The 19,702-nt window shown below is 59.9% G+C and carries 16 protein-coding genes and 1 pseudogene; 9 read left to right on the top strand and 8 right to left on the bottom strand.

Going from position 1 to position 19,702, the window contains the following annotated elements; translation table 11 throughout:
* Positions 1-3: 3 nt before the first annotated feature.
* The 6 genes and pseudogenes from trbK-alt to NKI35_RS27090 form a co-directional block, all read left to right on the top strand.
* Entirely contained in the window at positions 4-399 is a 396-nt protein-coding gene (gene trbK-alt, locus NKI35_RS27115; protein ID WP_352741878.1) for a putative entry exclusion protein TrbK-alt, read from the top strand.
* 1 nt (position 400) lies between these two features.
* Positions 401-1,762 (top strand): P-type conjugative transfer protein TrbL, encoded by a 1,362-nt coding sequence (trbL, locus tag NKI35_RS27110; protein ID WP_352741876.1) that lies wholly within the window; start codon positions 401-403, stop codon positions 1,760-1,762.
* A 2-nt stretch (positions 1,763-1,764) separates the two neighbouring features.
* Positions 1,765-2,448: a conjugal transfer protein TrbF gene (gene trbF / locus NKI35_RS27105; RefSeq protein ID WP_352741875.1), complete on the top strand. Its 684-nt coding sequence runs from the start codon at positions 1,765-1,767 to the stop codon at positions 2,446-2,448.
* Positions 2,445-3,584, top strand: coding sequence for a P-type conjugative transfer protein TrbG (gene trbG / locus NKI35_RS27100; RefSeq protein WP_352741873.1), 1,140 nt, complete (start codon positions 2,445-2,447; stop codon positions 3,582-3,584). The genes trbF and trbG overlap by 4 nt, the downstream gene beginning before the upstream one ends.
* Positions 3,581-4,801, top strand: coding sequence for a TraB/TrbI/VirB10 family type IV secretion system protein (locus NKI35_RS27095; protein ID WP_352741871.1), 1,221 nt, complete (start codon positions 3,581-3,583; stop codon positions 4,799-4,801). Before trbG ends, NKI35_RS27095 begins: the two co-directional genes overlap by 4 nt.
* Before the next feature lies 1 nt (position 4,802).
* Positions 4,803-5,006 (top strand): annotated as a pseudogene (locus NKI35_RS27090) (DUF2274 domain-containing protein); the annotation flags it as partial.
* Between the two features lie 72 nt (positions 5,007-5,078).
* On the opposite strand, the gene NKI35_RS27085 reads toward NKI35_RS27090, so the two are convergent.
* Both NKI35_RS27085 and NKI35_RS27080 read right to left on the bottom strand, forming a co-directional pair.
* Entirely contained in the window at positions 5,079-6,005 is a 927-nt protein-coding gene (locus NKI35_RS27085) for a LysR family transcriptional regulator (protein ID WP_352741870.1), read from the bottom strand.
* Positions 6,006-6,017: 12 nt separating this feature from the next.
* Entirely contained in the window at positions 6,018-7,013 is a 996-nt protein-coding gene (locus NKI35_RS27080; RefSeq protein WP_352741869.1) for a class I SAM-dependent methyltransferase, read from the bottom strand.
* A gap of 278 nt (positions 7,014-7,291) precedes the next feature.
* On the opposite strand from NKI35_RS27080, the gene NKI35_RS27075 reads away from it, so the two are divergent.
* The 3 genes from NKI35_RS27075 (at position 7,292) to NKI35_RS27065 (ending at position 10,895) form a co-directional block, all read left to right on the top strand.
* Positions 7,292-8,179 (top strand): helix-turn-helix transcriptional regulator, encoded by an 888-nt coding sequence (locus NKI35_RS27075; RefSeq protein WP_352741868.1) that lies wholly within the window; start codon positions 7,292-7,294, stop codon positions 8,177-8,179.
* Between the two features lie 108 nt (positions 8,180-8,287).
* The gene (locus tag NKI35_RS27070; RefSeq protein WP_352741867.1) at positions 8,288-9,493 is read left to right on the top strand and encodes an MFS transporter; all 1,206 of its coding nucleotides are present in this window, start codon (positions 8,288-8,290) and stop codon (positions 9,491-9,493) included.
* A 1-nt stretch (position 9,494) separates the two neighbouring features.
* On the top strand, positions 9,495-10,895 hold the full coding sequence (locus NKI35_RS27065; RefSeq protein ID WP_352741866.1) for a hypothetical protein: 1,401 nt from the start codon (positions 9,495-9,497) through the stop codon (positions 10,893-10,895).
* A 114-nt stretch (positions 10,896-11,009) separates the two neighbouring features.
* Here the strand turns inward: NKI35_RS27065 and NKI35_RS27060 are convergent, their stop codons facing one another.
* The 6 genes from NKI35_RS27060 to NKI35_RS27035 form a co-directional block, all read right to left on the bottom strand.
* Positions 11,010-11,594, bottom strand: coding sequence for a GIY-YIG nuclease family protein (locus NKI35_RS27060; RefSeq protein ID WP_352741865.1), 585 nt, complete (start codon positions 11,592-11,594; stop codon positions 11,010-11,012).
* A 139-nt stretch (positions 11,595-11,733) separates the two neighbouring features.
* On the bottom strand, positions 11,734-13,761 hold the full coding sequence (locus NKI35_RS27055; protein WP_352741864.1) for an AAA family ATPase: 2,028 nt from the start codon (positions 13,759-13,761) through the stop codon (positions 11,734-11,736).
* Entirely contained in the window at positions 13,758-14,291 is a 534-nt protein-coding gene (locus NKI35_RS27050; RefSeq protein WP_352741863.1) for a hypothetical protein, read from the bottom strand. Before NKI35_RS27050 ends, NKI35_RS27055 begins: the two co-directional genes overlap by 4 nt.
* Positions 14,288-15,613 (bottom strand): SIR2 family protein, encoded by a 1,326-nt coding sequence (locus tag NKI35_RS27045; protein WP_352741862.1) that lies wholly within the window; start codon positions 15,611-15,613, stop codon positions 14,288-14,290. The genes NKI35_RS27050 and NKI35_RS27045 overlap by 4 nt, the downstream gene beginning before the upstream one ends.
* 951 nt (positions 15,614-16,564) lie before the next feature.
* Positions 16,565-17,770, bottom strand: coding sequence for a PAN domain-containing protein (locus NKI35_RS27040; protein ID WP_352741861.1), 1,206 nt, complete (start codon positions 17,768-17,770; stop codon positions 16,565-16,567).
* On the bottom strand, positions 17,754-19,328 hold the full coding sequence (locus tag NKI35_RS27035; RefSeq protein WP_352741860.1) for a hypothetical protein: 1,575 nt from the start codon (positions 19,326-19,328) through the stop codon (positions 17,754-17,756). Before NKI35_RS27035 ends, NKI35_RS27040 begins: the two co-directional genes overlap by 17 nt.
* Between the last annotated feature and the right edge of the window lie 374 nt (positions 19,329-19,702).

Below are 19,702 nucleotides of genomic sequence, written 5' to 3'. Positions count from 1 at the left end.
GCGATGGATGCCAAGATCCTCGCTCGTGTCAGTGCGGTCGTCTTCATCGGTGTCGCTTTGATGGTGACCGCAATCGAGATGGACAGCAAGGACGATCAGCCTGATGCCCTTGGGGCACGGGACCGTTCCATCGCGTCACAAGACCCGCTCGCGTTCGAATTGCGCCGCTGTTCCGAGATCGGCGAGGCCGGCCCCCGCGATCCCGGTTGTCTGAAAGCGTGGGCAGAGAGCCGGCGCCGGTTTTTCGGTCAAAGTAACGCGGCAACCGCGCCTGCTCCGGTAGGGCCGGCAACGCTGTTTCCGAATGTGCCGGCGTCAGGCGACCGGCAAGAACGGGAGCGGACGGATGTGACCGCTCCCGCGATGCAGGTCGAGCCGCCTCGGCTGGAGATTCGCTGATATGGGCGGCATGGGCGTCATCGACCATTTCCTCGAAGTCTTCACGCGCTACATCGACGGCGGCTTCGGCCTGCTCGGCGGCGAGGTCAGCTTCATCGCCACGACGCTTATCGTCATCGACGTGACGTTGGCGGCGCTCTTCTGGTCCTGGGGCTCGGACGACGACATCCTGGCGCGCCTCGTCAAGAAGACGCTGTTCGTCGGCGTCTTCTCCTATCTCATCTCCAACTGGAACAATCTCGCCCGCATCGTCTTCGAAAGCTTCGCCGGGCTTGGCCTGAAGGCCTCGGGAACGGGGTTTACCGTCGACGATCTCATGCGCCCGGGCAAGGTGGCGCAGACCGGGCTCGATGCCGGCCGGCCGTTGCTGGACTCGATCTCGAACCTGATGGGCTATTGGTCCTTCTTCGAAAACTTCATCCAGATCGCCTGCATGTTCTTCGCCTGGGCGCTGGTGCTGCTCGCCTTCTTCATCCTTGCAATCCAGCTTTTCGTCACGCTGATCGAGTTCAAGCTGACGACGCTCGCCGGGTTCGTGCTGATCCCCTTCGGTCTGTTCGGCAAATCCGCGTTTATGGCCGAGCGGGTGCTCGGCAACGTCATCTCGTCCGGCATCAAGGTGCTCGTGCTCGCCGTCATCATCGGCATCGGCTCGACGCTCTTTTCCGAGTTCACCACGGGGTTCGGCGGGACCCCGCCGTCGATCGACGACGCCATGGCGATCGTGCTGGCCGCGCTGTCGCTGCTCGGCCTTGGCATCTTTGGACCTGGCATTGCCAACGGCCTCGTCTCCGGCGGCCCGCAGCTCGGCGCGGGCGCGGCGGTCGGCACCGGGCTCGCCGCTGGCGGCATGGCAGCAGTGGGTGCGGCGGCCGCCGGCGCAGTCGTTTCCGGCGGCGCGGCTGTAAGCGGCGGTGCTGCAGCAGCAGCTCGTGGTGGCGCCGCAACCGCGGGCAGGGCATCCACAGCCTACGGCCTCGGCGCCGCCGGACAGTCAGGCTTCACCGGCGTCGCATCAGGGCTCGGCGGTGTCATCAGTGCCGGTGCCCAAGGCGCCGTCTCACCGCTCAAGCGCGCGGCCAATAATGCGGCAGGCAGCATGAAGCACAGCTTCCAGTCCGGCTCTCGTGCTGCCTTCGAGACGACGGGCGGATCCTCCACCGCCGGCACGATCAGCGCGAACGCTGCCGAAGCCGGCTCCGCTCCCGTTGCGTCCTCCGCCACTGAAAGTCAGCCCGCCTGGGCGAAGCGCATGAAGCGCTCGCAACGGATGTCCCATGGCGTCCAGGCCGCCGCCCACGCTGTTCGCAGTGGCGACAGCCATGGCGGCGGCTCCTCGATCAACCTCTCTGAAAGAGACTGAGCATGTTCAAACGACCGTCCACGCACTACGGCAGATCCCCACAACCCGAGACGCCCTACCAGCGCGCTGCGCAGGTCTGGGACGAGCGCATCGGTTCCGCTCGCGTGCAGGCGCGCAACTGGCGGTATATGGCTTTCGGTTGCCTGGCGCTCGCCGCGGGGTTCTCCACAGCACTCGTCTGGCAATCCGCCAAAGGCTCGATCGTGCCCTGGGTGGTGCAGGTCGATCGTCTCGGCCAGGCGCAGGCCGTGGGACCCGCAGTCGGCGACTATCAGCCGAACGATCCGCAGATCGCCTTCTACCTGGCACACTTCATCGAACAGGTGAGGTCGATCCCCGCCGATCCGGTCATCGTGCGGCAGAACTGGCTGCGCGCCTATGACTTCGCGACGCAGGGCGGGGCGCTGGCTCTCAACGACTTTGCGCGCGCCAATGACCCGTTCACCAAGGTCGGAAAGCAGCAGGTCGCCGTCGACGTGTCCTCGGTGATCCGCGCATCGCCGGTGAGCTTCCGCATCGCCTGGGTCGAACGCCGCTATCAGGACGGCTCACTCGCTTCCACCGAGCGCTGGTCGGCCATTCTCACCATTGTCGTACAGCCCCCGCGCGAAGCCGACGCGCTGAGGAAGAATCCGCTCGGCATCTACATCAACGCCATCAATTGGTCGAAGGAGCTTGGACAATGACGCCCGCACCCTGCAAAGCCGCCCCCTGGAGGCGTCCGGCTTTCCTCATCCACTCAATGCCGGCTTTCCGCAAAATGGTGTTTCCAGCACTTCTGCTTTGCACTTCGGCGCTTGCGGGCTGTGCCACCAGGCAGAAGCCGCCGCAGATTTCCTATGACGATCCGGTCCCGGCCGTGCAGGCGGTCGATCCGCCCCTGCCCGTCAAGGTGGTGGAGCTGTCAAGGCCGCTGCCGCTTCCAGGTCAGTTGAAGCCGGTCGGCAAGACCGCAAGGCCCGAGCCGGAACCGACCGATCCGGCCGCGCGGGTGAACCTGGCCAATGCGGCCGCGCGCGTCCAGCCTGTGCGAAACGGCTTCATCAACTCGATGCAGGTCTACCCTTTCGTCGATGGCGCGCTCTATCAGGTCTATGCCTCGCCGGGGCAGATCACCGACATCGCGCTGCAGCCCGGCGAGCAGCTCGTCGGCTCCGGTCCCGTCGCCGCCGGCGACACCGTGCGCTGGATCATCGGCGATACCGAGAGCGGTACGGGCGCAGCCAAGCAGGTCCACATCCTCGTCAAACCGACGCGCGCCGACCTTCTCACCAATCTCGTCATCAATACAGATCGGCGTACCTATCACATGGAACTGCGCTCGACCCCGTCGACCTATATGGCGTCGGTTTCCTGGCAATACCCGCAGGACCAGCTCATCGCGTTGCGCAGGCAGAACCAGCAGGCTGAGGCTGCACAGCCGGTCTCGACAGGCATCGATCTTTCTCGCGTCAATTTCCGCTACGACGTGACGGGCGATCGCGCACCGTGGCGGCCGCTGCGCGCCTTCGACGATGGCAAGCAGGTGTTCATCGAGTTCCCGCGGGGCATTGGCCAGGGCGAGATGCCGCCCCTCTTCGTGGTCGGTCCAGAAGGCGACACGTCCGAGTTGGTCAACTATCGCGTGCGCGGCAACTATATGATCGTCGACCGGCTGTTTGCCGCCGCCGAGTTGCGCTTCGGCGCCGGCAAGAACCAGCAGCGCATCCGCATCTCCCGCACCGATGGGGTAAGAAGCAGTCGATTTTCATGGATGCGTGGCCCTGGCGAGACCCCGAAAGCTACGTCCCTCCGAACAGACAGGGGAGGGTCGTCACGATGAGCGACAGATTGGATCCCGGGAAGGAAGGCCGTGGGCCGACGGATGACGCCCGGCCGCTCACAGGCGAGCCGGCCGCGGCGATGCGGCTGCGCGCCGAGCCGCCGCGGGTGACGCGTCTGTCCCGCAAGGCGCTGGCCGGGTTAGGGCTCGCCGCAAGCCTCACTGTCGGCAGTGCGTTGATTTATGCGCTGCAGAACCGTCAACAAGGCCAGGGTCAGGAGCTCTATTCAACCGATAATCGTTCGACTCCGGATGGGCTCGCCGACTTGCCAAAGGACTATGCAGGCGTCCCGAAGCTTGGCCCACCGCTTCCCGGCGATCTTGGCCGCCCGATGCTCGCCGCGCAGAGTGGCGGCCCCGCGCTATCGACTGGTCCCGTTGGACCGGACCAGGAGGAGCAGCGCCGGGAGCAGGAACTGGATGCGGCGAGGACCGCGCGTGTGTTTGTGTCGACGCAAACACGGCCCTCAGGTGAGGCGACCGACGCTCAGCCTGGAACTGGCACGACAGGGACCCCGCCACAGACCGACCTCGCCAGCCTTGGCCTCGCGCCGCAGCCGGCCACACCCTCGGCGCAGGACCGGCAGCGCGCGTTCCTTGATCAGCCGCCGGACAAGCGCACCGTCTCGCCTGATCGCGTCGCGGCGCCGGCGTCGAAAAACGTGTTGCAGGCGGGCGCCGTCATCGCCGCCGCCATCATCACCGGCATTCGCTCCGACCTGCCGGGTCAGATTACCGCGCAGGTAACGGAGAATGTCTATGACAGCCCAACCGGCCACATCCTTCTCATTCCGCAGGGGACGCGCCTCATCGGCCAGTATGACAATGGCGTCGGCTTCGGCCAGCGCCGCGTGTTGCTGGTCTGGACCAGGCTGATTTTTCCAGACGGCTGCTCCATCGTGCTGGAACGTGAGCCCGGCGCGGACGCCGAGGGCTATGCTGGTGTCGAGGACGGCGTCGACTATCACTGGGGCGAGCTGTTCAAGGCTGCAGCACTTTCCACGGTTCTGAGCATCGGGGCGCAAGCAGGCTCATCGGGCCAGGAGAGCGACCTCATGCGCGCTCTGCGCCAGGGCGCCTCGGACAGCATCAGCCAGACCGGCCAGCAGATCGTCCAGCGGCAGCTCAACATAGCGCCGACGCTCACCATCCGACCGGGATTCCCGGTGCGCGTCATCGTCACGCGCGATCTCGTGCTCGAACCGTATGGAGGCTGAAATGGCCAAGCTGAAACTGGGGCCGATCGCCGACGACAAACCTGTCAAGGTCACGGTGGAACTCCCCGCGGCACTGCACCGTGACCTGACCGCTTATGCGGAGATACTCGGCCGCGATGCGGGGCAACGGCCAGCTGACGCGCCGCGTCTCATCGTTGCGATGTTGGAGCGGTTCATTGCGACGGGGCTTTGCCAGAGCAAAGCGCTCGGAGGGTGGTTGAAGGCCGGGCGACTGAAGTCGAACCGGGTCAGTCGCGCCCCCTTTAATGGAGAGATTTCAATTTTCGCGCTTGACGGGGGAATGCCCAGGTCGCGTTGCGGCCACCAGGTTTCTTGCGGTCCCAACCAGCCGCAGAAGCGCACGCTTTGGGTTCGATTCCAGCCACACTGCCTTGATAGAACTGACACTGCTCTGGCCACTGATCGGTTTCCACACCGTGGCGTCGACGGCGACAGTCCCGGCAAAACCCTCGCCCGCCAGAGCGACGCCTTGGCCGAGTTGCACCTTGAGGATGACCGTTGCTTCGCTGGCGCGACAGATTTGAATAGCGGGGCCACCATCCGCGGCAATCTTTTCCAGCAAAACCGGATCCTGCGGCGATCCGACCGAAACCAGCAGGCACGTATCTGCAAGATCCCTCCATCTGACTGCCGGCCTTTCTGCGAGCGGATGGCCGCCGGGCAGGAGAACGAACAAGCGCTCGTGCCCAAATAGCTCGCTGCGGCATAAGGCCCCGTTCTCGAGCCCGTGCGTGAAGACGATGTCTAGGCGCCGGCGACGTATTGCCGCCAGACACTGTTCATGGGGAACGTCCTCGATGGCGATGCTCACGTCCGGATGTAAGCTGCGAAATCGATCGACCAGACGCGCCACGAACGCCCGGCCTATCTGGCCGCACAACCCAATCTTGACTGTTTTGGCATCATCCTGGTCGCCGCGACCACCTTCGGCTAGGGCATCGTGCAAGCCTTCATAGTGAGCCCGGACGAGGTTAGTCCAGGCCCGGCCTGCTTCGGTCAGCCGAACGCCATGAACGTCGCGGTCAAACAACTGCATGTCCAGCAATTGCTCAAGAGCAACGATGTTGCGGCTGACACAGGATTCCCTCACTCTGAGAACTTTTGCGGCCTGCCTGAGGCTACCATGGTCGACAGCTGCGAAGACATGGTCCAAACGGCGCAACGTGTTGTTGACCTGTCTCAAGGCACAGGGAGCCTATTCCTGCGCGGCGGCGACGCTAGCGGGCAGGGCCGGATACAAGCTGGTTTCGTAGACGTACTCGTGCGGAATGGCCGGAGTGGCCATCTGGGAAAGGTACCGGTTCAGGTTTTCCTCGCTATTGCTCGCCGCGAGGCTGCAGAAGTTTCCGCTGTTCCACGTCAGGGCGCAGTACCTGAAATGCGCGCGTATTGCGTCGGCCATCTGTGCCAAAGTCACCTCATTGCCAAACATCGTATTCAGAACGAGGGTTTGCTTTTTCTCGATTTCGTCTGGGGGAAAATAGCGCGCCTTGAACCCGAAATCCTTCTGGTATTCGCGACGCCTGTAGTCCGGCTCCTCTGTAGCCCGGAACTTCTCGACGAAGACGAAGATTCCGTCCGGCTTGAGGTGCTGGGTCACGAACTCGATCTGGCTTGCCCTGTTTGGCGAGTACATCTGAAAGGTCGTATCTTCGAGAATAATATCGAACCCGTGAGCGAAATTTGCCAGTCGCGGATCCGAGCTCAGGACGTCCTTTGTCAAATGATGGAAGGGACCAATGAAAAAGTCGGCGTGCGGTGGTTGGCCATAGGCCATGAAGCATTTGTAATTCTCCGCGTTCGGGCTGCACGACAGTGAGCGTACCTGCCCATCGGACAGTTCCGACAGTGTCCTCGCCATCGTGCCTTCCGCTGTTCCAAGGCTGTATAGCGCAAGCGGGGCGCCACGCTGCCGTGCGTATTTCAGCACTGCGTAGGCCATCCGGCACTCCTCTTCCAATCTGTAGGGGATGCTGCCGTGATAGTGCTGGTCGAAAAAGCCTTGGCGGGCCGCGTGCAGGCTGACCAGACCGCGCAGCAGTTCATCGCTCGGCAGAAGGCGGGCGTCGGCCACGGGCTTGCGGATTGGCATCCCGCTCTTGCCAGCGGCGGTCGCAGCGAAAAAGCCGGCTAGTCCGTTGATCCGTGGGCCATGGTCGCACTCAGCCAGGAAGTCCTCGAGTCCACGCATCGCAGTATGCCTCCAGCACCGTTCCATTGGTGAGATGCCGATACGTCGATGGGGGAAATTCCACTAAGATAAGTGTGGTCTAATATTTCACCGGGCTCAAGTATTGGCTGAGCCAACTCGTAGGCCTGCCGGATACAGGCGGCTTTCACTCGTTTGCCATTTTTTCGCTAAAGTCACATCTTCTACCAATCCAGAGTTATTTGCGTGTTGTTCAGCAACCCATGGTTCGCCACATCATGCGACGACTGGCCACTCGCCAGTAAGGAGGCTGTGGATACGTGAATACTCTTGCGCTCGACCCGACCGAGAACCGCCGTTCACGGCACCAATCGCTTGCCCACAAGTATGAGAATTGGGGGAGTGTGAGGGCGGACGTGGTCAAAAGAACCGGGCTTGAGCGCCAGGAGACAAGAATCCTCCAGCCAAACCATTTGTTCCTGATGAACCTGATGGGCACGGCGTGCCGCGGAGAAGACATCGTGGATGGGCGCCGGATTGCCTTTTTGCCGCGCCGGGCCGGTTCGATAATCTTCATGCCCGCCGGCAGTGATTGGAATGGGTGGGACGAGGGGGACGCGACCGCTTCCTACCTCCTGGTCTCGATTGCAAAAGAGTTCGCCGACGATGTGTTTGCGGGAATGGCTCGCCATCGCCCGGCAGTGCTGCCGCCGTCGATCGGGTTTCGGGACGGCACTGTAGAGTTGGCGTTGCAGAGGATTGCCTTGGAGCTCAAGCAGCCTGACCCCATCAGCGCAACGATGGTGGAGTGCCAGGCCACGCAATTGCTCGGCCAAATGTTGAGGTTGAACGGCTTCCATCAGGAGCCGGCAAAAGGCGGTTTGTCATCGTTCGATCTCAAGCGGGCGGTGGACATGATCGAGACGTTGTCGGACGGCAGACCTACGCTCGCCGATTTGGCAAAAGAAATTGGGGTTAGCCGGTTCCATTTCTGGAGGGCCTTCAAGCAGTCCACAGGCATGACGCCGCACGCATTCATTGCGCAGCGACGGCTGGAGCAGGCCGCGGACATGCTGCGATCGACCAATCTGTCGGCGACGGAAATCGCGATGGAATGTGGTTTCGGCAGCTCGAGCCATTTCGCGACCGCTTTTAAGCGGGCTTTCGGTGCGGGCCCGACGGAATTTCGTCGTAAGAGCAGGATCTAAGTCGCCGCGTGTCGGTTCTCAGCAACTATCGGAAATCCCCAACATCACAGTAAAGCAGGCTTGGCGGAAGCAGGTATCCATCGGCAGTCAGCCCGGGATACGCCGCTCATGTCAAACCTGGTTCGAAATCATCCTGCGAAAGGACGGGCCAGCCGATCCAATCCCTCCCTGGGATTCCTGGCCAGCACGCTATCGGCGGCCGTTGCCCGAAACGGCTATTACATCGCCTCCGCCTGGATTCTCGTCGAGCGAGGATACGGAACCGCGGGCGTGGCGACGTTCCTTGCAATCGTCAGCGTTGTCGAATTCATCGCGAGCCCTTTGGCCGGCGTAGCGGCGGATCGATTTGACAGGCGATGCTTGAACGTTGCGGCAGACCTCAGCCGCTTCGTCGTTACGCTGGCTACCGCTTGCGCGCTTCTCTACGTGGACGTGTTTCTGATTATCTGTCTGTCAGCGGCCCTATTTTCGTTTTGCGATCGTGTCGCGCTTACGAGCTCTCAATCATTGATCCCCGTGATAGCGGACGGCCGCAATCTTGTAGCCACGAATTCTGCCGTCTTCTTCGTCATGCAGTTCGGCAATCTCGGCGCAGCTCTGCTTGCAGGGCCTTTGCTGCTTGAGCGCTCCCCAGCCCTGCCATTCACCGTCCTATCTGCCTTCTTCCTGTTTTCAGCCGGCTGCCTGGCCTTGATGCGGCTGGAACCGGTTTCGCGCGATGTCCGCATCGCCAAAATCGCGGCAGCACAATTCGATCCGAGCCTGCGTCGTCTCATTGTCGTCTACGCGCTTCTCTATACAAGCGCGGTGCTTGTCAGCGTCATGGGATCTAGCTTCGTCTTCCAGGAGCAGAGGGGTACTGCCGTGGATTTCGGCTGCCTCGAGGCTGCATGGTCGGCGGGCTCACTGATCGGCGCGGTCTCTCTATTCCGGATTGAAAGAGCGATGAGTACCGACGCGCGGCATCTCATGCTTTTGGGCTTAACGGCGCTGGTCCTCATGGCGTTGACATCTGTGCCCACGCCCTGGACGGCAATCCTTTTTGCCGCGCTCGGATTTTCATACAATCTTGGACGCGTCAGCGTTGAAGTCACATTGCAGTCGCTTATATCGGTCTATCTGTTGGGCCGGGCAAAAGGCATCATGCATAGTGTGGCCGTGGCCTTCGGACTGCTCGTCTTCGGCATCGCCGCCGCCGTAGGAGATCGAGCATTTCCTTCGACGATTTTCTTCAGCTTCGGAGTGGTGCTCCTCATCAGTATTTCGTGTTTGAGCCTCGGTGTAATTCAGACACAAGAAAAAGGTGAATCGTGAGGTGGAAGAGCTAACAGCAGGCGTTGATGCGAAACAGGCAGTCCTGGGGTCGCTGACGGCACTCTACCCCTGGATGAGCCCATATTATTCCCGGCCGATCCGCGATTATGCGTTTCGTCTGTTTACAGCGCCGGCTTCGGTTCCCATGCCAGAAATCCGGCTCCGAGCTTTCACCAAACTACTCGACATCATCAGAAAGGCAGCGACACGAAACGGGTTGTCTGCCGATACCGCCTCGGAAATCTGCAGGGATTTCGAAAGGCGCCGCGTGTTGCAGACAGGCCCCCATCTGTTTCTGCTCCTGGAGCCGGAAGCGTACTACACGCATATCTTCAGCCTCCTTGGTCTCTCGGCGCATGGCTGTTCGACCTATGTTTCCTACGCCGTCTCGACGGTGAATCTCGTCGAAAAGCCACGCAAGGGACCAGGCTGGCTCACCGTTGAGGGGAAGCCGGTCAACGTCTTCGGCCTGAGCCGAAGCCGGATGATCGGATACAGCCTGCTAGCCGGGCCGGGACCCTATAGGTTCGAGTTGTTACCGAGGGAGCCGAACACTGAGGCAGACGCGCTCTCGCTGCTTCGTAGCCTTCTGCCGAAGACGCAATTCGAGCGGCCCGCGCACGCCATCAAGGCAGCCAATCTCATCCTTTGGCCAAAAATGTTCGGAGGCCGCTTTGCCTTCCTGCAGATCGACGACGAGGATATTGCCGACCTGGTGGCCGACCATCTATCGGACGAAAATTCCTGGCTACGCATGAGACTGCTGGAAGACCCGAAGTTCGCCTCCAATATTCTTGCCGGCCTCGACCGGCTCGCGTCCGGCCCCTGGAGTGTCTGGCTCGCGCGCGGTACTGATTTCTTCTGGTTCTATGAAAATGGCAAACGCCTTCCGCTGCGTCTGATCGCCGGAGAACTCATCGATCCTGCGACCGGTATGAAGGTGGCGTGCTTCACAGCCCCCGACATCCTCGAGCGGCTGGCAAACCGCAGCCTTGTCCCGAATCTCCTGCTGATGTTTCTGGTTTTGTCGATCCTGCCCGGCGTGCGCGCGCTTGGAGGCAGCTATCAGCCGATCTACTACCCCCTGATGCGCTATGTCGTCTGCCGGGCGCTCGAGGCCGCAGGCGTGGATGAAGATCTTCGGCAGGCTCTCGCAACCGACGACGTGCCGGGAGCTTGGGGACATAGGGTAATCGAGTGTGATGATGATCCATTTGAGCTATTCCTAAATGGCAGGAACGGCGCCATGAGTGATCTTATCGACCGTTTGGGCGACATTTCCTTCGCCGAGGCATGCGGAAGCATGAAAGGCTTCGTAACTGACCCGTCGTGGCATGAACTTCACAGCCGGCTGCGGAACGGGCTGGTCACGCCGGCCGATGAGGAATGGGCTTTTTCCTAAAATGTTTTATACCATCTAGCAGCTGGCAAGTGTGGGCCAGAATACGAACGGCTGCTTCTCATGTCGGTCATTCAGTCGCTGTGCAAACGATCCCGAAAGCCGCCGTGGCTTAAGCTAACTGCTACGTCGCGCCTTGGTTGCACGGCCTCTTTTCAAGCGCTCCTCGTGCTTCCAAGCCAGATAGTCTTCCTTGTTGTCAAAATCGGGCTGCGAGAAATCAGTGAGTTCATCGCAGCTGGAACAGTGAAACATTTGCGATGCGTCCTGAAAGTGCATGCCGCACAAGCAGCCACAAAACGGGCAGCACTCTTCAAGCTCGAGGCTGCTCCAGTCCCAGACGCCGAGATATTCGGGCACGCCGTCACCATCGTGACCCACGACTTCAAAGACATCTGCATTCTTTTCCACGAACCCCTCGATGCCCGCGCGTTTTAGATCCTCAAGAATGTCGGCGGGTTGAAGGTAGAACCACTCTCTGGCGCTACTCCCGCCATGCCGGCCGATGTTATGCGCTGCATATTTCGTATGGAGCCGCCCTTCCAATTCGGTCTCATTCTCCGCTTCGATCCACCCCACGACTTTTAGTGGGCGCGAGTTGCCGGTCTGCAAGGCACCTCGACGGCCTCTAAGGTTCGTCGCGCGCCCGATCTTCATCCGCCAATCGGCGTTATTCTCCTCGAGGATGAAGTAAATGGGCATCGGTATTCGCTTCCATGTCAGACAAGCTACGCGGTCTTATCGCCATCATTCCGGCCCTCGATTGGCATCGACCTCATGTTTGAAAGCCGCCGTTAGTTCAAATGGGTGATTGCGCGGCCCTATGGCGCAAATTGGTGCTTCATGCGCTGACCGGATTGTCTGGCAGCACGAGCGAACGACGGCTCAGCGTCGCGATCGTCTGCTCGTGAACGACCGCGAGGGCGCCCTTTTCGTCCGTCCCCAAGCTCACGCGCTTTCCGGGCGCAGCAACCGAGGAAGGCAGGCGGCGGCACATGAGATCAGCAAGTGCGCTGTCCTCGACGGCGCATATGATTTGGCGACCCGACGCACAAAGTTGCGCTAACACCTCTGCCAGATGCACGGTTCGGAAGTCATCGACGTGCTGCACAGGGTCGTCGAGTAGTATGCTCTGCCAGTTGCTCCAGGCAATCGAGAGGTTGACCGATAGCAGGAAGGCCAGCCCGGTAGCCCTCCGTTGACCGCTGGAGAAGACGAACTGCGGATTGACATCGCCACCCACCCTCAAGGTCAGGAAGCGCTTAACGTCGCCGCGGACGCTATATTCGATGTCACCCCAGATCGGATGCGGCCGTAGCCGCTTGTAGAGTTCCGACATCAGTGGAATGACGCGATCAAGGCGCTGCTGCAGCGTCTCAGCCGCCGCCCGACGCGCCGCATCGTGGATCGCCTTGGCGCGGGTCTCGGCGGTGCGCGCGCGGCCGAGGCGGATTTCGGCCTGACGGATCCCTTCGGCGGCCGCCGACTGATCTCCGCTCGCACGGGTTATCACTCTATCGAACGAAAGGGTGTCGAGCAGCCGCAAGTCTGCTGCAATTGTCAGTTGCTCAGCCTCGACCGTGACAAGCCCCTGCTCGAGGTCGGCAAGGTCGGCGCTAGTCAGTGAAGCGTTGGCGAGGCGCTCCTCATAGTCTTGGACATATTTCGAGACACGATCGCGCTCTGCTTTGACCTCACTCAGAGCCTGCTCTGCCAGCCTAGCTTCTCGCAGCGCGGCATCCCGTTCGCGCTCCCTCCGCGCCTGTTCGACTGCTTCCTCATCGAGGTTTCGGGCGATCGTTAGTGCTTGGTCGAGCCCCCGATAGAAGTCATCGTGACTGACACGGCTCGCACATAGAGGACAATGACCATCACGCAGAGCAAGCTGGCGTCCGAGTTCAACCAAATTCTCCAGCTGGCGAGCCTGCCCCGAAAGATCAGTCGCAATGGGAGCGGCCAACAATGGCTTTAAGCTTTCCTCATATCGAAGCTGCGCCAGGTTGGCAGCCATAGCCGCGTCGGACGCGCGCCCGCTAATGGCCGGCAGGTCCCCGCGGGCACGATCATATTGCGAGAAGTCGGCAATCAAGGGACGCAGACGCTCGATTTTCGCCGTTATGTCAGCGAGACGCTGGCGAGCGAGGTCGGGCAGCTGCGCACTGGATGCGGAAATGCCAAGCGACCGCTGAAGGCGGGCACCTGCCTGACCCAGGAGATCGGCACTCGGCAGCGAGGCGCGTGCCTGATCCAACTGTCGCGCCGCCGTCGCTAGAGCGGCGGTCGCACCCTCGACCTCGGCCTGGGCAGCTTTCGTTCGGCCAGCAGCAGCAGAGTGGAGAGCCTGCGCGCGCTTGATCCAATCTTCTGCATCGACTGCTCCGATTGCATCGCGCAGCAGGGTAAAGCGGTCGCCTTCCTTCAGATCGAGACTGAGTCGGGCGATGTGCTCGTCACGGATGATCGTCGAGTTGCAGAGCTGCGCGATCGCCTCGCGCGGTGCGGCGTCTAACTGGAAGAGGTTCTCAACCTTCGCTCGAACATCAAAGTCCTTGGGATCGAGCGGTGTTCGCCGGATTTCGAAATGCCGGTCGCCGTCACGAAAGCCAACCTCCACGAAATGCTTAGCCAACTCCCCGTCCCGGCCTTCTGGGCCTGTCCACCAAAGATAGTCTTCGACGGATTCCCCATCAGCTTTCGCGTCCAGGTACTTGCTGATCGTTCCGGTAAGCGCAAATTCGACTGCATCGAAGATAGTGCTTTTACCGACGCCGTTGCGCCCGTCAACGATCGTGAAGCTTTCGGCGAAATCGATTCGGGCGGGCTTGCGATAGCCCCGGAAACCGTGGAGATGGACGTAGCTTAGTTTCACTGCCCGGCCTCCAGCATCTGCAGCATTGTAGCCTCCGGCGCGCCGCTGACGAAGGCGTCGATTAGTTCGACCGGCAGTTCCGAAGTGCGAAGGCGGATCTCAGAAGCCATGTCGACCGCATCCAACTGCGGGGCGTTCTGCATTGCGAGCAACGGCAACAACGCGCTGCGCGCGTCAGCTTCAGTCGCAACACCGGCGCGAGCGATCTTCCGCGTTCCGGTAAGGTCCTCTTCGATTGCGCTCAGCGTAATGCTCGCGCCATAATCTGCCGGTTCAGTCGCCAGAAGGACGAGATATGCATTCCAAGCTTTCGCTTCTGAACGACGAAGCCCAAACTGTGAGGCCTTGAGCACCTGCTGGCTGCGAGTGCGCCAGTTCACGATGAGGCTGACCGCATCTGGGAATGCCAGAACGAACCCGAGCACTGTATCGCCCTCAAATGCGAGATACTTGCCGAGGACGTCGTCGAGCGATGCCACTGAATAGTTGGCATCGCTCAGCTGTTGCGAGACGAACTGCAAACCGTTCACAGACCCAACTCCGCGATAGCGTCTGGGCGTGATCGCCATTTAATGGGCGCGCCCCGGGCGATCGATCCTGTCGGTGCGCCGCGTGCAATGCTCGGTGGCAGCGCTAAGGCCTCAGCGCCAACAGCAATGACATATTCTGGCGCGACGATCGGCGCGGTTTCTCGTGCATACGCTGCCTCGACCTCATGTAGTGGTCTGTTGATCGCTCGCAGAACACGTATCCGGGCGCCGCCTAAATTCCAGCAGATGTCTTCGAGTGTCGCGCCCTTCGCCTGGAGTTGGATGAAGGTCATACCCAATAACGGTTCTTCGACGGGTTGGTGACCCTTGGCTGGCTCGTTGGGCATGGCGCCCTCAAGATCCCGCCGGATGCGCCAGAGCGTCTGGGCATCTGCGGTCGAGGGCTCAAGCCACGCCGGGTCGGGCGGCGTTCCAATATGATCTTGGTAGGTTCCGGACCCAGAGTGCAAGACGCGTCGCAGCAGCGCGCGCGAAAACTCGACGCGAAGCTGATTCAGAAAGACCGCGCCAGATTCCTGGACGTGGAAGAAGCCGCTGGTTGCCCGCTGGCCAAGCTCGAATAGCGCCTTCGCCTTGGTCTCGAACACTGCGGTGTTGCATGGATCGACCACGATGATCCTACTCGGACTGACCGCGGCAAGCGATTGCTCGAGCACCTCATTGAGGTAATCCCAATCCGTCCAATAGCCTACGATGACGAGGTCTCGATCGAGGAGACGCTGGGTAAGCCAAGCAGCTCCTTCGGCCAACCGCGTCTGGATCGGTTCCGCTACCACCTGCCCGGCGGCCCAGACGGTTCCCGCTGGATCGGTCCAGCAGCCGTGGACCTTTAGCAACGGTGACTTGCCCGGCGGCAGCGCCGCAACCTTGTCGCGGGTCACGCCGACGCCGACGTGACCGAAGAGCAGATTACCGGCCGCTTCGATCAAGGTGTCGACGTTGGTCGATACTGCTGTCCCGATTCCGCCGGTAAGGAGCAGGTCGGCGGCCGCGAGATGACCGTCATTGGGCGTACCGGCAAACGCATCGTGATCGATGTAGGTCCGAAGATATACATCCACCAGTTCGCCCCGCTGGAAAAAGAATTCTGCTTGATCATCGATAGACTCTGCGAGCGGTGGTCGCGATGCGCCATAAGTCGAATCATATTTCTGCTTAGCTTTCCAAGCTAGGGCCGCTGCGCTCGGCACAGAACTTGGCGGCGCCATCGAGAGACCTGCACCGCACAGAAGTGCCAAACGGTCCGCAAAGAGGGCGTCAAGCGCTTTTTCGACGCCAGCTTGAAGATCGATGCCATCCATAATTTTTCGCAAACCTCCCCGCGCATGTGTAACGACAAACGCGCCCAAATAAAATGCGCAGGAGGACTCGATCGCGCCTATTTCGTTTCCCTGTACGCCGACGCGCGGATGGCTGTTTCCGCATCATCTGGAAATCGGCGATCGAACTCGGCGCGAACCCATCCCAATAGCCTGCCGAGCTGAGGCGGGCTGTCTCCCTCAGTGTCGTTGACCGAACCATGTGGCGACCGACCAATTCGGTCGGACCAATGTGCCGGCGTCTAGCTTAGCAGGGTACTGGGCAGCGGCGTTCGCAAATAAGCACAATGTCTTCTCACGGTATTTCAATACCTAGAAGCTGCCAGTCCACAAGCGGCCCAAAAGCGGGCATGGCTGCTCCGCACTTCAAAGCCGCCATCGTATTGGCTCGTGTGCACCATTGAAACCATCTCTGCGGTTGGGTGGAGCGCCGGCTCTAGCCGTTTTCGCAGCCTATCCCATCGTGATCGCGGTCGAGGTCATAGATATCCTCGCCCACGACAGTGACCGGCCCGTGTACATATGCGGGACCATTGCCTTTTCCAGAGGAGCAATCCACATCGCTGGCTATTGGGACACAGGCCCCCGTGTAGTTAGGGTCGCAGGGTTCCTGGGCATGAGCGCAACCGAGGAATGACGTGAAGCCAAGGGTGACCGCTCCTAGCCGACGAAAACTCAAGCACGCCCCCTGCCGCTTTGGTGACGGATCAGCATTCTGGATTCTCCCGCTAAAATAGTTCCGGGCTTTCATACCTTGTTCTTGAGGCGAGAAAAGCATGGCTACCTACTACTTAAGTTAAGAAGTAAAAGAGAGCAATTGGCGTCCAAAAAGAGAAGATCTATTCGATTCGATTGTTGTTTATGGAAAACTGTGTCGCTGCAACGAGCTCACCACGTATACACAGCCTTATCTTTTCATGCGTTACGTTAATGTTAATTGGCGACGCTCTTGATACCAGATGCGACCGCTGCATTGTCGGCGGATTGGGTAATGCTGTTGAAAAGGACGCACGCACTTTCTTTTTTGCGAAAATTGAACCCTAAGCACGAGTTATCGTTCGCGCATTGTAAGATGCAGTCGGGATAGCGTAACGGAGCGCTCCAATAGGCATTCCCAGAAATTTCCGTTTTGGTGGCGAACACCAAATTTGAGTAACGTAAATTGCTCTCGACCACCTTCTTTGCAGCCATGATCGACTCTTCGCTTTTGACCAGTAGGGATGCGTCCCCTTTCATAAAGCAGGCTCGAAATTTTGTGTTGTAGGTAACCGCCAAGCATCTGAAGTCGGAGTCGCAGGCGGTTTGGCACTGCTCAGAACTCACGTTCTTAATTGGCATATTCGGCAGGTCGTTTCCGATCGCGTCCCACCCGGACACAACAACAAATCCACTATCGGGATTGACCTCTGTCGTAGGAGTTTCTGGGGGGGCAGTTGTGGCCTGTTCTCGTGACGGGTCAGGGGTGATGTCTGAAGACGCGAATGTGCGACCGTCCAGCCACGCGCATCTCGTTGCAAGATCTACAGCCGATGAATCACTAAGGCCTACCAATTGAAGCGTTTGAGCAGCAGCGCCTGGCCCGGCTGGTGACGAGGTTGGGGCAGAGCGAGCGGCCAATGACACATTGACATCGACGCCGTTCACACTCCGGCGAGAGTAGCACCATGCCCGGTCCCAGGTTTCGTCGTTTTCATCCTTAAAGTGATGACCTGTAATTAGTTCCCAGGTGCTGCCTTGGAACTCCACATTCTTGGTAGCGAACTTGTTGAAGTCGACAGTCACGACGTCAGGCTTGGTGGGCACTTCAGCCTGTGGCGTCTCTTCCGGAACGGGTTTTGGTGTTGGAATAGGAATTGGTGCGGGATCATCATTCGTGACAGTGCGCGCGCTCGACTTCTCTATCTTTGGCAAGGCCACCGGTTCCGACAAGTTCTTGTCCCAGAGACCAAGCTTAATCCCTAGACCAATCCCAACTGCAGCCACTGCAATAGCCCCGCCAGTCGCCATCCGGCGAAAGGCAGTCGCTCGCGCCGTTTTCTCTTGAGCCGCGGCCTGAGCCTGCAGGGTCGGAATTGCCGATCTCTTGACGGCGAGATCGACTGCTTGCTCCAGCAGGGACGTATTATGCCTGACGAGCACTTTTGCGACCCTTCATTGATACCTTCACCAGGTCAGCGACCTCGGGGGGCAAATCCTGATCGAGAGCCTTGCGAAGGACTTCGGGATCATCGGTGAACAGCGGAACATAGAGGATCTCCTTGACCACCTTTTCCACGGGCACCTCAACCCGCTTCTCAACCTGTTTCTCGATCATAACTTCGACTGGTACCTTAACCGTTCGAACTCGGCGCCAACGCCAACTCAGCAGTGCTCTGCGGAGCAGCCTGGAAGTCTTGCTTTCCGAATGGTCCTCTTCTCGGGCGGCAATGCGCTGGAGCGCTAGAGCGACCATTGCCGTAATTGGTCCCGCGAGCGCGGCGATGAGCGCCAGCGAACCAAACCAAATGACAGAGATTATTCCGGCCTGTGCCTCGGTCACCAGCTCAGGCTTGCTGCCGTACCACCGTGAGGCAATGCGGCGAACCTGATCGGTCCGAGCCATTGGAATCCGCTCCTTCGCCAAGGCGCTGAGATCTTTGGCGATCTGGTCCTGTCTGACCTGGTTTTGCGCCGCCGTGTTTGCCTTGTTGGCTTCTGCCGCCTGGGCATCTGCGAGCCGTTTGCCCGCTTCGTCCAATCGACGCTGCCAAGCCTCGGCATCACTTTCGCGCGTTTGTTCCAGAGACGAACGCCTATCGACAAGCTTCTGCCTCTGATCAGTAGTCATAGGAGGGCTGTTTGCCCGTAGACGATCGAAATTTTCGCGCAGTGCGGCAATCTCTTCATCGAGTGGCTCAATTTGTGTGTCGAACTTGGCGATAATTTTAATGCGGGGATTGGCAAGTTTCGCCACTTCCGATTCCAGCCTTCTCGCTGAGTCACTATCGCCGGAATCCCGAGCCATTTTGATACGTTCAACAAAGCTGTCGCGCTGGCGCTCGAACTGATCGACGGCGTCTCTAACTTCACCATCGCGCTGTTGAATTAGTGCCGATCGAACCGCGCTTTTTTCGTCGACTTGGTCGCGAACGCGCGAGGCCTCTGGAGTAAGGGCTGTCGTTACCTCCAATTCCGTATTGATCTCGGCGATCTGCGACTGAAAGGTCGCACGGGATTTTCCTGCAAGAGACGTCAGTTGCTCAATTTCGGAACGGGCCTGATCGACCTGATCGGCTTTTCTACCAAGTTCGTCGGCAGAGGCCAACTTTGTCGCTTCCTGTTCAAGGGCATCAATCTTGTTCACAAGTTCCTCATACCGGAGCTGGCGCAACGCACCCGCTCTCTCCATTCCCATGAACACAGTCTCGAAAGTGATGCCCGCCAGAACGAGGAGGAAGACCAATATTATGGGCTTCCAGAGCCACGACGCACTGAAGAGCAGCGTGGCTATGGGTATTTTGGTAAGCTCAGCGATTGCCACCATGAGAAAGGGTGCGCTTGCGAGTGTTAAATCCATGGCGGTCACGGATTCGCTGGCAGAAAAGGCCTGAACACCCAAGGCTACGCCGGTCGTGAGCCCAATCGCTGCGGCCGCGACCTCAAGGGCCCAGGCGCCACGGTAGGTCCACTGGCCATAGCTGGCCAGCTTTTGGCTCATCACAGTTCGCATTCTACTCGCCCCCGACCAAGCAACTTTACGCCTTGATCGGAGCTAGCATACACTGAAAAATAACTATGTTAACGACTTTGGTTAGTCTTAGTTAAAGTGCTTTTTCTTAAGTGCCGAGGCAAGTATCAGGCGACGAAATATCGTGATCACGACAGTCGGTTCGAATGAAAGATCAACCCCACAGAGCGGCTTACGCAAGCCAGCTGAGCGACCTGAATCGCTTAAGTTTCCTTCAAAGCAGCTAGTCCGCTTTCGGCCCAGAAGTTGCCGACCGTAATGCGCCCCATGTCGGCCGTTAAAGTTGACTTGTGCCACCACCTGACAGCGGACATTACCGGCGACCGCGCTTGAGGGCGTAGTTG

Source organism: Mesorhizobium sp. M0676, from assembly GCF_040320535.1.
Classification (GTDB): Bacteria; Pseudomonadota; Alphaproteobacteria; order Rhizobiales; family Rhizobiaceae; genus Mesorhizobium.
Note: the sequence above shows the minus strand (reverse complement) of the source record. Positions and strands in the feature narration are given on the sequence as shown.